This is a genomic window from Paenibacillus sp. 01L418, assembly GCF_056400045.1.
Window position 1 is genome coordinate 20676 of record NZ_JBFTSN010000004.1, and the last position, 14403, is coordinate 35078.

Sequence of the window (14403 nt, forward strand, 5' to 3'; positions counted from 1 at the left end):
ATAAAAAAATGAGAACGACCACGCTTCTAGCTCTCTCATTTTTGTTGCTGATTGTGGCTATTTTATTCTCAGTTGCGCTTGGTAGTGCAAGATTTGATCTAGCTTCTACTTTTCAAGCGATACTAGGCAATGGGAATGAAGCGGCAAATTCTGTGCTTTGGGATATTCGAATCCCTAGAGTATTTCTTGCTTTGATAATCGGCGCGAACCTTGCTGCATCGGGAGCTTTGCTGCAAGCAGTTATGTTAAATCCACTGGCAGACCCGGGGCTAACTGGTGTTTCGTCCGGGGCAGCGGTTACCGTATTATTTATTATGCTAGTCATGCCTAGCTATTCATCGTTTATTCCGTTAGCTGCAATAATTGGCGGCGGTATTGCTGCCGGAATGGTTTATACTTGGGCATGGAACAAGCAAACAGGTTTTACACCTGTACGCATCATTCTTTCGGGTGTCGCCGTAAATGCGGTATTTGGAGGAATGATCGGCCTGCTCTCTATCAAATACAGCGATAAGCTGCCTGGTGCACTTGCATGGATGAACGGAAGTTTGGCAGGCAAAGGAATGGGCGATGTGCTCATGATATTGCCCTATTCGATTATTGGATGGATTGCCGCGATTCTATGTATTCGGCAAGCGAATATATTACGTTTAGGCGAGCAAGTAGCACATAACTTGGGGCAAAACCTTAATCGAAGCCGCTTGATTTTGTCTTTTGTGGCGGTGTACTTAGCCGCTGTTTCAGTGTCGACAGTAGGTCTTGTTGGGTTTATTGGTTTAATTGTGCCACATATGGCTCGTTTATTAATTGGCACAAATTATCGCCACACGTTGCCGCTTAGCTTAATACTTGGGGCACTGCTTCTCTTAGTGGCAGATACAATTGGGCGGACTGCCTTCGGCTCTGTAGGAGTGCCTGCAGGTATCGTCATGGCATTGGCAGGAGGTCCGTACTTCCTCTATTTGATGCGAAAAGGAGGGGTCTAAGTTGTTAAAGGTCCAATCGTTGAATATTCGTTACGCGGATCGTACAATAGTGAGCGACTTTTCTCTCGATGTGAATGAGGGAGAAGTGGTATCCATTATTGGACCAAACGGCTCGGGAAAGTCGACTATTTTGAAGGCTGTATCTCGAATGATTCCTTGCGAAAGCGGACGCGTCTGTATTGCCGATCAAGAGATTCGCTCGCTTAGTACGAAGCAAGTATCGCAAATGCTGTGCATGCTTTGTCAGAAGAACGTCAGTCCGTCTGACATGACAGTAGAGGAATTGGTTGGTTATGGGCGAATTCCTCATAAGAAATGGTATGAGCGTCTGGATGCCGAAGATTATAAGGTCGTACATTGGGCGCTTGAACAGACGGGCATGCTGGAGTTTAAAGACAGACTCATCGTATCCCTCTCTGGTGGAGAAGCACAGAAGGCATGGCTTGCTATGGCGCTCGCTCAAAGACCTAAGGTGCTTCTACTCGATGAGCCCACTACTTATTTGGACATCGCACATCAACTGGAAGTGCTCGAACTTGTGCGAAGACTAAATCGTGAATTGAAGCTGACGGTTATAATGGTGCTGCATGATTTGAACCATGCATCCGCTTATAGCGATAGAGTTTGTGTGATTAAGAATGGGGATAAACATGTATTTGGCAAGCCGAAGGATGTTTTTACGATGGAGCTGATTCGCAGTGTCTACGGTGTGGAAACAGAAATTCAACAAATGCCGGAAAGCGCTAGTCCACGAATTCACGTATTAAAAAAAGTTTTATAAAAAAAGCGAGGGATGACGAATGAAGGCGATGGATATTGAAATGATTAAGGTGAATTATTTGAATTTTACGGAAAGCTTGAAATCTGTCGTGCTCGGTACAATCGACGATGAGGGAAAACCTTTTGTTTCCTATGCTCCCTTTGTGAAGTTCAACGGAAAGCTCTACATTTATATTAGCAGAATCGCTCATCATTTCCGGTACATGGAAGCCAATCCATCAGTGGACGTTATGCTGCTGGAGGATGAGTCGCAGACTACAAATTTATTTGCTAGGCAGCGTGCTCGCTTCGTTTGTAATGCGGTTAATATCGGCAATGAAGGGCATATTGAGATATTTGAACGGTTTGAGCAAACCTTCGGCAAAAACATGATAGGCATGCTTCGCGGCCTCGATTTCTCTTTGTTTGAGCTGATGGCTTCGGAAGGTCGTTATGTAGCAGGCTTCGGTCAGGCTTACGATATCGACTTGTCAGGCGAGAAATTTGAGCATGTTGCAAGAGATGGGCATGCACAAGCGAAGAAAGCTTAATAAGAGCAGAGGAGCGGACGCTATTATGACGATCACAACAGTACTGCCTATTTGGCGTGCTATTCAAGAAAGATTCCACAAAACGGTCAAAGCATTGCCGGAGCAGGATTTGTCTTTACAGCTTGGAGCATCCTCCATTGGCTATATGCTTCGACATAACGCTGAGGTTGAATATATGTTCGCAGACTGGTTCTTCGGGAAAGGCATGCCGGAGGGATTGCAGATCTCTACAAGCAGAGGTGCTGCTGGGAGCAAAGCAACCTACGATAATTTACAGGAGCTTATTGAGCTGCTTGAATCCTCCAACAATCATCTTATGGATGCAATGAAAGAGCTTCCAGAGGAGAAATGGCATCAAATCGTGGACTGTCCGATCGGCCCCTCAACGCCGCTTGAGGCTGTTGGCCGTTTAATGTACCATACCGGCATCCATGCAGGCCAAATCTCGCTTATTCAAAAATGCGCTCCTAAAGAGGAGCCAGCTACTTAGGGATACGATTGAAGTCTCAGAGACCACTCTCTGGGGCTTTTTTTTATGAAATAATAGTCAAATACAAATGTCGGATCATGACGGAAAATACGGATTAAGAGTAAAGGTCGCAGGTGATTTCGGTAAATGATGCCGCAATTTGTAGGGGAAGAATCGATTAAATTGAACTCGCTCTGAAAATTATGGACACATGGAGCGATTAGACAGTTTGGAAAACAAGATATTCTATCATTTGATTTACTCTTTGCCTTATTTGCAGTACCACTTATAATATATACATAACATCATAATTAGGATTGCAAGGCTATTGCTAAAACTAGATATAAAACAAGGAGTTGCTGTCATGATATTAGAGGTTGCTTCATTGCAGGTTAAGGCAGGGCTGTCCGAACAATTTGAAAGCAATTTCAAAGCCGCATCAAAAATTATCTCTAGCATGAACGGTTATGTCAGTCATGAACTTCAGAAATGCTTAGAAGAGAATAATAAATATATATTGCTTGTAAGATGGGAAACGCTGGAGGATCATACCGTTGGCTTTCGCGGATCGGCGGAATATTTGGAGTGGAAAAGTCTGCTGCATCATTTCTATGATCCATTTCCATCGGTGGAGCATTATACGAATGTGGATATTAGCTAGAGTGAATGGTAAGAGCCATCACTGAAAATAAATATAGAGGTGAGAAGCATTCAAGATTTTATTCCGTTACATCTTTGCTTCGATGGTATAGGTCAAGAGGTCGAGATACTGGACGTTGTACAACTGGGTGATGACCTGTATCGCATTGAGGAGAATCCTGTATTTACTGAAAATGTTGCCTTTGGAGACGTTATTCGCGTAAGAGCATTCAAGGATGTWTCCATGTACATAGAAACGATAGAGAAATCAACGTTCACCAGGCATAATTGGCTGCTAAGCAAAGAAGTTATCTATTCATTAGAGCTTAAACTATTAAAAAATAAAATTCGAGAGTGCCAAGGCAAGTCGCAGCAAGTGTTTGGCGGTATTTTTATTGTAAATTTGCCTGCTCATTCAGAAATTGATATAAACCATGAGGTACAAAAGGTAATCAAAGCAGTTGGGAAGTAAAGTTTAAACGATAAAGCAGCAGAGAAGGAGGAGTTATAGATGGAGCTTGGGCTAAAAGGAAAAATCGCACTCATTACAGGCGGGAGCAAAGGAATTGGACTAGCAACAGCATTGCTGCTGGCAGAGGAAGGTGCTGAGGTAGCCATTGTTGCACGGGAGGAGGAGTCTCTGCGCAGCGCGGCAGCACTTATAAAGGAACGAACAGGCAAAGAAGCGTTGGCAATCAGCGCGGATGTAAGTCGGCCGGAAGATGCCGCAAGAGCGGTTGAGCAAACGGCAGCACACTTTGGCGGTGTCAACATTCTTGTGAATAACGCAGGAGTTTCTGCGGCGCAGCCTTTTGAGAAGGTGGAGACTGATGCATGGACAGCGGACCTCGATTTGAAGCTGCTCGGAGCAGTTCATTTTGCGCGTGCGGTACTTCCATATATGCGTAAAGCAGGTGGAGGAGCTATCGTCAACGTGACAGCTATAGGCGGGAAAACGCCGGGTGCTTCCTCTCTCCCAACCTCCGTTAGCCGCGCCGCAGGCCTTGCACTGACCAAAGCGATGAGCAAGGATCTGGCTGTGGATCAAATTCGTGTAAATGCAGTTTGCATCGGGCTGATTCGCAGCGCACAAATCGAGCGGATGTGGCAAGCTGCGAGCCCTGAGCTTAGCTGGGATGAATTCTCAGCGGACAAGCGCCATGGGATACCTTTGGGTCGAATTGGCAGGGCGTCGGAAGCAGCAAATGTTATCGGTTTTCTCGTTTCGGAAGCCGCATCTTTCGTAACGGGTACGTCTGTAAATATTGATGGTGGCATTTCTACGGTGCTGTAGTCTGTCTGCTGTAATAAGAAACGAAAGAAGCTCCTTACAGATTGCCGCATTGAACGGTTCTGTTTGGAGCTATTATTATTACTTGCTTTTTATTTCTTTTGTTGGAATCGTTGGTTGAAGCGGTCAACTCGTCCGCCTTTATCGGTATTGCGTTGTTTGCCTGTATAAAAAGGATGCGAAGCGGAGCTTGTATCTACGCGAATGACTGGGTAGCTATTCCCGTCTTCCCATTCCATTTTTTCATTGGACGATTTGGTTGAGCCCGTCAAAAATTTGTAGCCGCTGCTCACATCAAAAAACAATACTTGATGGTAAACGGGATGTATGCCACTTTTCATTTTGTTCTCTCCTTTTATTTGTAATTGTTACGAATAACTATTTTTGTATCATACTCGAAATACGATTTTTATGTCAAGGAGTATGGTTAAACACTTATTAATATATGGTATTTGCTAATTTCGCAAAAGTATACTACCATTAAATTATAATCATTCTAAAAGTAAGCCTTTACATAAAGTGAAATGCATTCATGTACTGGCTTTTCAATAAAAGGAGGTAGCTTTGCATGTTAAACATCACAGCAGAAACGGATCGAATAAATCGACATTTGATGGCGAACGGATATAAACTGACAACTCAGCGTGAGATTATATTGCGAGTGCTGCTTGAGAACGAAATGGATCACTTGAGTGCAGAAGGTGTCTTCATGCTCGTAAAGCAGAAAAACTCTGATATCGGTCTAGCGACTGTATATCGGACACTCGAACTGCTCGCTGAGCTTCATGTTGTTGAGAAAATGAATTTCGGGGATGGTGTAGCCCGCTATGATCTTCGCGGTGAGGATCATGAGCATATGCATCATCATCTAATATGCGATGAATGCGGCTCACTGACAGAAATTAAAGAGGATTGGCTGCTCGAGCTTGAGCAGCGAATTGAACGGGAGTATGGCTTTAAAGTGACGGATCATCGGCTTGATTTTACAGGCAACTATAAGTCATGCAGCAAGGGCCAATGCAAACGGAGAAATAAAGCTGTATCTTAACTTCATAAAGGTTATAAGAAGGGCTTCTCCACTATGTGGGAGAGGCTCTTTTTTGTTTAGTTATGCGGTCGTTGCATGTCTAGCCATCATCGAAATTTTCAAAAATGTTTCAAAACATTATTGTATAATATAAGAATGCTCTCGCAGATAAACATCTTACATAGAATAGAGGGGATTTAATGGAGCATGTTCATGGAACCTATGATAGTTTATTAGTTATTTTCTCTTATATTATAGCAGTCATGGCTTCATATACAGCACTGGATCTTGCAGGAAGAGTGAGCACCTCCAAAGGAAGCACAAAGCTAAGCTGGCTGATGTTTGGAGCGGCTTCTATGGGGATGGGAATCTGGTCGATGCATTTTGTCGGCATGCTCGCGTTAAAGCTTCCTTTCCCTATAAAATATGATTTGGTTATCGTGCTTATTTCGGTAATTGCAGCGATTGGAGCGGCTTTTACTGCGCTGTATGTTGTCGGCCGAAGTGAGCTTTCGAGATCGCAATTGCTAGCTGGCGGATTATTGCTTGCCACAGGCATTACGATCATGCACTATGTTGGCATGTCTGCAATGCTTATACATATAACCTATAATCCGATTATCGTTATGCTCTCTATTCTTATTGCGTTTGTCGCATCCATTGCAGCTCTTTGGCTATCGTTTTATTTCCGTAAGGATAGACAGAAAGGACAATGGTGGAAAAAGCTTGGAAGCGGCGCTATTATGGGGGCTGCGATAGTTGGCATGCATTATACGGGAATGATCGCAGCTAATTTTCATACCAGCAATAAGACTGCTTTGTTTCTTGGCGTTATTTTGGACCAAACGTGGCTGGCCTACATTATTGCGTTAGGTATATTTTTTACACTTGGATTATCTTTGTTTGGGATCTATATATCGAAGCGATTTGCCCATAAGGACTCAGAAATTGAACAAAATGAAAAATGGTACAAGTCCTTATACGAAAATAGCCAGGATGGCATCGTGTCTGTTGATTTGCAGTACCGTGTGACTAGCCATAATACGAATGCTTTGAAGATAACAGGTTTCAGCAGCAAGCAGGTTATGCATCAATCGATATCCTCGTTAAGCGGGATTATTGTGCATGAAGATCAAGAACGTGTGAAACAGATGTTTCAAAGATCCTTTAAGGGGGAGACTTTGAATCACGAAACCGCCATCATCCGTGCTGACGGTATGAGAATTGAGCTCAACGTAGCTAATGTACCGGTTGTTGTGGATGGTGAAGTCGTAGGCAGCTATATTATTTTTAAAGATATAACCGCTGAGAAGCGGGCACAGCTGAAAGTCAATCATTTAGCCTTTCATGATGAATTGACAGGTTTGCCGAATCGTCGCAAATTTAATCAAGCGATTGCAGAGACCATAGAACTGAGCAGTACAAGCGATTCACATTTTGCTGTAATGGTGCTTGATATCGACCGTTTTAAAATCATAAATGATTCACTCGGGCATATGGTCGGCGATCAGTTTTTGCAGGAAGTTAGCGGACGCATTCAACAAGCTATCGCAGGGCAAGACGTTATGCTTGCTCGCATGGGCGGAGACGAGTTTACGCTGCTGTGCCGCAATTATGAAACGCAAGACACGATTAAGCGGTTAGCGGAACAGATCATCAGCTGCATCCAAGCACCGTATCGATTAAAGGACAGTGATTTTTATGTGTCCGCAAGTATCGGAATTGCCCTGTTCCCTAGCCATGGACTGGATGCTGTACAGCTGCTCAAAAATGCCGATACAGCGATGTATGAGGTGAAGAAAAAAGGTAAAAACGATTATCAATTTTTCACTGGCGAGCTCGACCGAGTGCTGCAAGAAAAAATCGAATTAGAGGGCGATCTTCGAAAAGCGATCGAACGAGGGGAACTGCTGCTCCATTACCAGCCGCAAATCCGAACAGAGGATCGTGCGATGATTGGTATGGAGGCGCTTGTACGCTGGCAGCATCCAACTAGGGGGCTACTAAGTCCAGGCGTCTTTATACCGCTTGCCGAGGAGACCGGTCTCATTTATGAAATGGGAACATGGGTACTGCGCGAAGCCTGCAAACAAATGCGGATGTGGCATGTACAGGGAGGGCCGCTTATCCCTATATCCGTCAACTTATCTTCGCAACAATTCCATCAGCCTAAACTTGCGGATTATATTATGGCTATACTGCAGGAAACGGGATTGGAGCCGAAATATTTAGAGCTGGAAATAACAGAAAGCATGATGATGGACGCTGCATTGTCCAGCAGCATTTTGAATCAGTTGAATGAATATGGTATTCGCATTAGCTTAGATGATTTTGGGACAGGCTACAGCTCGCTCAGTTATTTGAAAATGTTCCCGATTCAAAAAGTTAAAATAGATCGCTCCTTCATCCGTGATATTACAAATAACAGCGATGATAGAGCCATCGTTTCAACGATCATTGCGATGGCTATGCATTTGAATATGGAAGTTATTGCGGAAGGAATTGAAACGAAGGATCAGCTGGATATTTTAACGGACAATTCGTGCAGAAAGATTCAGGGCTATTATTTTAGCAAGCCATTGTCTGCAAGTGCTGTGGAAGAACGTTTTTTTGTGCCAGCGCGATAAGCAAGCTTTAAAAAAGAAGCTGTTTCTAAAAGGTGATTACCTTCCAGAGACAGCTTCTTAATTTTGTTCTTCCGCTGCTTTGCTTAAGCAATTTCGGCAGATGCAGGCTTTGTTTTTGAGCTCTTCAGGAACGGCCTCTAAAAGCGTGCTGGGAAATGATTTCTGGAAGCACCAGCAATCTTTCGCTGCATTGTTTTCTTCCATAGCACAATCGTTTGGCCCATTGCAAAGGGGACAATTCATGAATGCAGTCGCCTCCTTGCTTGTTATTCAGTGACGTTAAGCACAAATTTCTCAATAACGTGGCGAACGCCTTCCTCGTTATTCGACAACGTTACATAGTCTGCAATGTCCTTCAGAGATTGAATGGCGTTGCCCATTGCTACACCAAGTCCGGCAGCGATAATCATTTCATTATCATTCCATGCATCGCCAAGGGCGATTGTTTGGTCCATTGTACAGCCAAGATGCTCGGCCATAAATTTCAGTGCATGTCCTTTAGTGCCTTCCTTATGCATGAACTCTAAATAGTGCGCTTTGGATTTAGTAATATGCACGCGATCACCGATTAGAGGCTTAAGCTGCTCAGCGATTTCATCGAGGCGAGCCGGATCATCGATAATAAGCATTTTGTTCATCGGAAAGTCGAGCAATTTGTTGAAGTCAGGCTCTATTTTGTAAGGGATATTGGCAAGCTTAGAATAAGCTTTGATTTTGTCATTGTCATGAGTGCTGTAAAGCTCATCGTCAACGTAAAGCTGCAGGTGCAAGCCGTTCTCTTCAGCGAAAGCGTGAAGCTCTTTAGCCGCATCAATCGGTACGTTTCTTTCATACAGGACTTGTCCATCAAGCAGTGTTTTGACGAGTGCCCCTTGATAGGTAATAATAGGAACATTGAGTTCAATTTGCTTAGCAATTTTTTGAGCGGAAGCAAACATGCGGCCTGTTGCCAGTGTAACCGTTACACCTTGGGCAATAGCAGCTTCCATGGCACGCTTCGTTCCTTCCGTTACGGTTAGGTCATCCGTTAATAACGTGTCGTCAACATCAATCGCGATAAGTTTATACATACTAGCGGTGAAGCTCCTCTCCAGCTCTCTATATTTAAAATATAAGAAGTTATAAGTTCCACATGTATAACTAGGCTTATATTTCGCAGCGAAACGATTGCAGACGCCGCCAAAGACAGCGTTGGCCGTTTGCGCTTTGATTAGGTTGATTGTAGCTAAAATGATCCAGACATTCAAGACTAGGCTTATGCTTTCGAAGTAAGTTTTGCTTCACAAAACTAGGCTTATGCTTACGAAGTAAGTTTTACTTCGTAAAACTTTTGAGGAGATGAACAGATGAACTATTTTACATCAGCGGCAGCAAAACAAAGATTTCTGACTCTCTGCGTCATGGGAGCTGTATTATTTACTGCTCTTGGCTTTGCAATAGGGTTTTTCTGGATGGGGAATCAGTATCCGATGATCAAGGAGCCGACCTTTAAGCAATTTACGGTTTCATACAACAAAATTATGAATGACTACTTAAACGGTGCTGAGCCGAAGAAGCTGATTAATGGAGCAATTGCAGGCATGGTTGGCTCGCTTGAGGACCCGTATTCCCGGTATTTGGCTGAGGAAAAGGGCAGTGCCTATACCCAGTCCTATGAGGGAGAAATATATGGAATTGGTGCTGAATTGCGCGAAGAGGAAGGCATGTTCATCATTACCGGGCTCACGAAGGGAGCTCCAGCCGAGCGAGGCGGCTTACTGACGGGCGATATCATTCTCTCGGTAGATAATCAGAAGCTGGCTGGAAAGACGTTTGAGGAGCTGCTTGGCCTTGTTAGAGGCAAGGAAGGAACATCAGTCTCGCTGCAGATTCAGCGCCCGAATCAAGTTGAGCCGATAACATTAAAGCTGAAGCGGGAAGCTATTCCAGTACATACGGTAACGTCTGAGCTTCTTGAAGGCGGTATCGGGCATGTTACGATTAGCCGTTTCGCTGAGAAAACTGCGGATGAATTCGAAGCTGCAATTACGGAGCTGCAGGCGAAGCAGCCTCTTAAGGGATTGTTGCTGGATATGCGATCCAATCCAGGGGGATTGCTGCAGCCAACCATTAAGATTGCGAGCAAGCTTATACCGAAAAACAAGGTTATTTTGAATGTCGTGTACAAAAATGAGCGGCAAACGATTTCGTATAAGTCTGATCAGAAGAAGGAATGGAAAGTGCCGATTGTAGTACTCGTGAATGGACAATCTGCAAGCGCGAGCGAGGTGCTGACGGCTGCGTTAAAGGAATCAGCGGGAGCAACAGTTGTCGGTGAAAAAACGTATGGCAAAGGTGTTGTACAAGCTTTTAATCAGTTTAAGGACGGTTCTGTCTTAAGCTTAACGGAAGCGCAGTGGAAGACGCCGGGCGGCACTTGGATTAACAAAACAGGCGTTTCACCGGATTTTGCAGTAGCCCTTCCCGAATATACGAAACTAAGACCGCTTGCGATTGGTACACATATGAAGATAGGCAGCTATGGCGAGGATGTAAAGACGCTGCAGATGATGCTGAAGGAGCTCGGTTATTCTCCTACAGGACAAGAAGGCATGTTCGATAAACAAACAGCAGCAGCATTAACTAAGTTCCAAAAAGCCGAGAAGCTGGAGGCTACGGGCAGTTTCAATGACAAAACGGGGTATAAGCTGCTGGAGCGTCTACGCGAGAAGCTTGGACGCGAGGACAGTCAGCTGATTAAAGGGTTAGAGGTTCTCAAAAACGGCAGTTGACAACGGGGATGATAATCATTATCATCAAATAGGAAGCAAATCCTTCGTTGCGCTGCGGGGTGTATCTTATGAAGAAGATTAAGTATTGCAAACGGAATCTCAAGAACGGTTTGGAGCCGGTTTATAAGGCGATGAAAAATCGATATCCGGATATTAAGCAGAAAAAAAGTGATTGCCTTGGCGATTGCAAAACCTGCAAGCTAGAGTGCTTCGTCGTGGTCAAGTCGAAGACGGTTAGCGCGCCGTCCGCAGAGAAGCTCTATAAGCGATTGAAAAAAATGATCGGGTAGCTTAAATTTCAATAAATTAACAAGAACGGCATTTGCCGTTCTTTATTTTTATGTTAGAATAAGTACAATCTAGGAAAGCTGAGGTGCATAAGCATGAATGATGGATTAGCAGAAGCATTAAATGAACAGATGAATTTTGAATTTTATTCAGCGCATGTGTATCTGGCAATGGCGGCTTACTGTTCAGGTGAAAGTCTTGATGGTTTCGCTAACTTCTTCATTGTACAGGCTGAGGAAGAACGGTTTCATGCAATGAAAATATACAAGTTTCTGAATGACCGTGGTCGTCGTGCTACGCTGTCTGCTCTTGGAGAGCCGAATAACGAATACTCTTCCATTTTGGACACTTTCGAGCAAGGCTACGGACATGAGCAGCAAAATACAAAACGTTTCTATAATTTATCTGACCTTGCGATCAACGATCGCGAGCATGCAACGATCAACTTCCTCAAATGGTTTATCGATGAGCAGGTTGAAGAAGAGGCGTTGTTTGATAACATTATCCATAAGCTGAAACGCATCGACAAGGATAGCAATGCATTCTATATGCTTGATGCTGAGTTCGCTGGACGTTCCTTCACTCCTCCAGCAGTTTAAGCTGGACACCGCAATAATGAATAATAAGGGGATGTGCCGGAAGTAGAGAAATCTACTTTCGATACATCCCCTTTTTTCGATCGAGTGGTTATTCAGCCCTTAAGCAATTGCTCCACAATTCGATTGGCTGCTGCTGCGGTTGAAATTCCATGTTCGTCAGCTGCTTGAAATACGTTCATCAGTGTACCATTTATTTTCTCAACCTTTTGCTGTGCTGTCGCAGCATCCCCGCCAATAAGCTCAACAGAGGTTACGATGATGCCGCCTGCGTTAATCACATAATCCGGTGCATACAAAATGCCAAGCTCATGAAGCTTCTCGCCATGGCAGCTTTCGGCTAATTGATTGTTCGCTGCCCCAGCAACAATGCTGCAGTCTAGCTGGCCTAATGTAAAATCATTTAGGATGCCACCTAAGGCACATGGCGAGAAGACATCACAAGGTATGCGCATAATGACGTTTGGCTTGCAAGGCATTGCCCCAAACTCCTCGACAACCTTCTTCACTCGTTTTGAATCAACGTCCGTTACAACGAGCTCTGCGCCCGCATGCTTTAAATAGCGGCATAGCTGATAACCTACTTTGCCTAATCCTTGAACGGCAATGATTTTTTGCTGCATATTTTCGGAACCGTAAACCGTTTTGAGAGAGGYCTGAATGCCAAGGAAAACGCCGTATGCGGTCATTTTAGCTGTAAAATCATTTACTGCTCCGAGCGAACCTGATACATCAGTCACATAGGGTGTCTCGAGGCGAACCCAGTCCATATCCGATACATCTGTACCCAGATCCATACCGGTAATATAGCTTCCTTGCAGGTTTTGAATATGCTGGCCTAGCGCCCGAAACAATATTTCCCGCGAGCTTTGACCGGGTTGGCTTAGAATGACAGCTTTGCCGCCGCCAAATGGCAAACCTGAGATCGCTGATTTATAGGTCATTCCCTGCGCTAGCCGCAGCGCATCGAGGACAGCAGCTTCATCGCTGGCATATTGCCAAAACCGGCAACCGCCGAGGGAAGGACCAAGCTTTGTGCTGTCTATTGCAATAATTGCCTTTAAACCGATAGAACGATCCTGGAGGAAGATGAGCTGCTCATAGCTTTGATTCCATACATCCAAGTGGATTCCTCCTTTGAGGTCTGCCTGTCGCGCTTCTTGTATGTAGTGTATTCATTGCTGCTATTATGAGCTACTTCATGTGTCCCAGCCGCATCAATAAAGCGGGCAAAATTAATCATAGTAATTCTCTACCAGATCGGGCACAAATAATTTGTTATAGTGGAATGGAATAGATTCATCATTTGCAAACAGCTAGGATGAATTCACGATTTAAAATAGATAATGAAAAAGGATGAGGTACCCTTGCATTTATTTCCTGTAGCATACTCGCTATTATCAACCGAAGCGTTATTGTCGCATATTAAAGTCCACTATGGCATTCATGAACCCGCTCGTCTGCACTATTTTCTGAGAGGGATGAACGATACTTATATTTTAGAGACGGAGCAAGGCAAATACATATTTAGAGTGTACCGAGCGGACCGGAGAAACCAATCAGAGATTGCTTTTGAGTTAGATTTATTAAACGATCTTCATGCAAAAGGGATAAGCGTGTCCGTACCGATTGAGAAAAATGACGGCACATTTATTAATGAGTTTTTGGTCCCTGAGGGTGTAAAGTTTGGAGTAATGTTTAGTTTTGCTGATGGTCAAGAAAAGCGAATGCAGCATCCAGAAGACAGTCGTCTATTTGGCGCATCCGTTGCTCAAATTCATCAAGCTGCCGACGATTTCACATCTGAGCACACAAGGGGAGAGCTCGATTTGGAGCATTTGATAGACAATCCGCTTCGCATAATTAAGCAACATATGGAAAATCGGAAAGAGGATTATCAATTTCTATATGAGCTGGTTATGCGCTTAAAAGATCAGCTTAACATCCATCTGAAAGCAGGACTGGACTTTGGAATTTGTCATGGGGATTTGCATGGCAATACGAATGTCGCTTTTACGGAAAATGGGACATTGACGCATTATGATTTTGATATTTGCGGTTATGGCTGGCGAGCTTATGACATTGCGGAGTTTAGACTGGMAAGAGAAATTCATAGCAGGCACGATAAAGAAGAGGTTGAACGTCTTTGGGATGCATTTATTTGCGGATACAGAGAAATCAGATCTATAGGCGAAAATGATATTCAAGCGGTTCCGATATTCGTAGCGCTTAGACAGCTTTGGCTCTTTAGCTTATGCTTCAGTGAATCTGAGTTGATCGGAGCAGCTGATTTTGATGATGGATTTATCGACAGCAAGATGGAGTATTTTAGAAATTTAGAGTAGATGTCACAAAAAAACTCATCTTATCGTTACATGTGCAAACATGCACAGGAGCTG

The 14403-nt window shown here is 44.0% G+C and carries 17 protein-coding genes; 13 read left to right on the forward strand and 4 right to left on the reverse strand.

The genetic code is table 11. From position 1 onward, the window contains the following. Positions 1 to 8: 8 nt before the first annotated feature. From AC1DSE_RS01085 to AC1DSE_RS01115, 7 genes are all read left to right on the forward strand, one after another. A complete protein-coding gene (locus AC1DSE_RS01085) occupies positions 9 to 986 on the forward strand; it encodes a FecCD family ABC transporter permease (RefSeq protein ID WP_076268081.1) in 978 nt (325 codons plus the stop codon). Position 987: 1 nt separating this feature from the next. Continuing rightward, on the forward strand, positions 988 to 1767 hold the full coding sequence (locus tag AC1DSE_RS01090; protein WP_441879262.1) for an ABC transporter ATP-binding protein: 780 nt from the start codon (positions 988 to 990) through the stop codon (positions 1765 to 1767). 19 nt (positions 1768 to 1786) lie between these two features. Continuing rightward, complete coding sequence (locus AC1DSE_RS01095) at positions 1787 to 2296, forward strand: HugZ family pyridoxamine 5'-phosphate oxidase (protein ID WP_477509456.1); 510 nt, start codon at positions 1787 to 1789, stop codon at positions 2294 to 2296. Continuing rightward, positions 2256 to 2786: a DinB family protein gene (locus tag AC1DSE_RS01100; RefSeq protein ID WP_441879260.1), complete on the forward strand. Its 531-nt coding sequence runs from the start codon at positions 2256 to 2258 to the stop codon at positions 2784 to 2786. The genes AC1DSE_RS01095 and AC1DSE_RS01100 overlap by 41 nt, the downstream gene beginning before the upstream one ends. 343 nt (positions 2787 to 3129) lie before the next feature. Continuing rightward, positions 3130 to 3426, forward strand: a complete 297-nt coding sequence (locus tag AC1DSE_RS01105) for an antibiotic biosynthesis monooxygenase family protein (RefSeq protein WP_441879258.1) — start codon at positions 3130 to 3132, stop codon at positions 3424 to 3426. Positions 3427 to 3465: 39 nt separating this feature from the next. Further along, positions 3466 to 3876 (forward strand): DUF4265 domain-containing protein, encoded by a 411-nt coding sequence (locus AC1DSE_RS01110; protein WP_477509454.1) that lies wholly within the window; start codon positions 3466 to 3468, stop codon positions 3874 to 3876. A gap of 39 nt (positions 3877 to 3915) precedes the next feature. After that, positions 3916 to 4698 (forward strand): SDR family NAD(P)-dependent oxidoreductase, encoded by a 783-nt coding sequence (locus AC1DSE_RS01115; protein WP_441879255.1) that lies wholly within the window; start codon positions 3916 to 3918, stop codon positions 4696 to 4698. Positions 4699 to 4787: 89 nt separating this feature from the next. On the opposite strand, the gene AC1DSE_RS01120 is transcribed toward AC1DSE_RS01115, so the two are convergent. Further along, complete coding sequence (locus tag AC1DSE_RS01120) at positions 4788 to 5036, reverse strand: type B 50S ribosomal protein L31 (protein ID WP_076268041.1); 249 nt, start codon at positions 5034 to 5036, stop codon at positions 4788 to 4790. 227 nt (positions 5037 to 5263) lie between these two features. Between AC1DSE_RS01120 and fur the strand changes: the two genes are divergently transcribed. Both fur and AC1DSE_RS01130 read left to right on the forward strand, forming a co-directional pair. Further along, positions 5264 to 5743: a ferric iron uptake transcriptional regulator gene (gene fur, locus AC1DSE_RS01125; RefSeq protein WP_339207536.1), complete on the forward strand. Its 480-nt coding sequence runs from the start codon at positions 5264 to 5266 to the stop codon at positions 5741 to 5743. Between the two features lie 179 nt (positions 5744 to 5922). Next, complete coding sequence (locus tag AC1DSE_RS01130) at positions 5923 to 8349, forward strand: bifunctional diguanylate cyclase/phosphodiesterase (RefSeq protein WP_477527330.1); 2427 nt, start codon at positions 5923 to 5925, stop codon at positions 8347 to 8349. Between the two features lie 57 nt (positions 8350 to 8406). Here AC1DSE_RS01130 and AC1DSE_RS01135 read toward each other — a convergent pair whose 3' ends face one another. After that, positions 8407 to 8592 carry a cysteine-rich CWC family protein gene (locus tag AC1DSE_RS01135; RefSeq protein ID WP_441879250.1) on the reverse strand — a complete coding sequence of 62 codons (186 nt, stop codon included), beginning with the start codon at positions 8590 to 8592 and terminating at the stop codon, positions 8407 to 8409. 23 nt (positions 8593 to 8615) lie between these two features. Continuing rightward, entirely contained in the window at positions 8616 to 9419 is an 804-nt protein-coding gene (locus AC1DSE_RS01140; protein WP_076268037.1) for a Cof-type HAD-IIB family hydrolase, read from the reverse strand. Positions 9420 to 9695: 276 nt separating this feature from the next. Here AC1DSE_RS01140 and AC1DSE_RS01145 point away from each other — a divergent pair, with 276 nt between their 5' ends. The 3 genes from AC1DSE_RS01145 (at position 9696) to AC1DSE_RS01155 (ending at position 12007) form a co-directional block, all read left to right on the forward strand. Then, positions 9696 to 11120 carry a S41 family peptidase gene (locus tag AC1DSE_RS01145; RefSeq protein ID WP_441879248.1) on the forward strand — a complete coding sequence of 475 codons (1425 nt, stop codon included), beginning with the start codon at positions 9696 to 9698 and terminating at the stop codon, positions 11118 to 11120. A gap of 68 nt (positions 11121 to 11188) precedes the next feature. Continuing rightward, the gene (locus AC1DSE_RS01150; protein ID WP_076268035.1) at positions 11189 to 11410 is read left to right on the forward strand and encodes a DUF1450 domain-containing protein; all 222 of its coding nucleotides are present in this window, start codon (positions 11189 to 11191) and stop codon (positions 11408 to 11410) included. 93 nt (positions 11411 to 11503) lie between these two features. Further along, positions 11504 to 12007, forward strand: a complete 504-nt coding sequence (locus tag AC1DSE_RS01155) for a ferritin (protein WP_076268034.1) — start codon at positions 11504 to 11506, stop codon at positions 12005 to 12007. Positions 12008 to 12099: 92 nt separating this feature from the next. On the opposite strand, the gene AC1DSE_RS01160 is transcribed toward AC1DSE_RS01155, so the two are convergent. Further along, positions 12100 to 13128 carry a Leu/Phe/Val dehydrogenase gene (locus AC1DSE_RS01160; protein ID WP_477527331.1) on the reverse strand — a complete coding sequence of 343 codons (1029 nt, stop codon included), beginning with the start codon at positions 13126 to 13128 and terminating at the stop codon, positions 12100 to 12102. Positions 13129 to 13371: 243 nt separating this feature from the next. Here AC1DSE_RS01160 and AC1DSE_RS01165 point away from each other — a divergent pair, with 243 nt between their 5' ends. Next, positions 13372 to 14349 (forward strand): phosphotransferase enzyme family protein, encoded by a 978-nt coding sequence (locus AC1DSE_RS01165; RefSeq protein WP_477527332.1) that lies wholly within the window; start codon positions 13372 to 13374, stop codon positions 14347 to 14349. Positions 14350 to 14403: the final 54 nt, after the last annotated feature.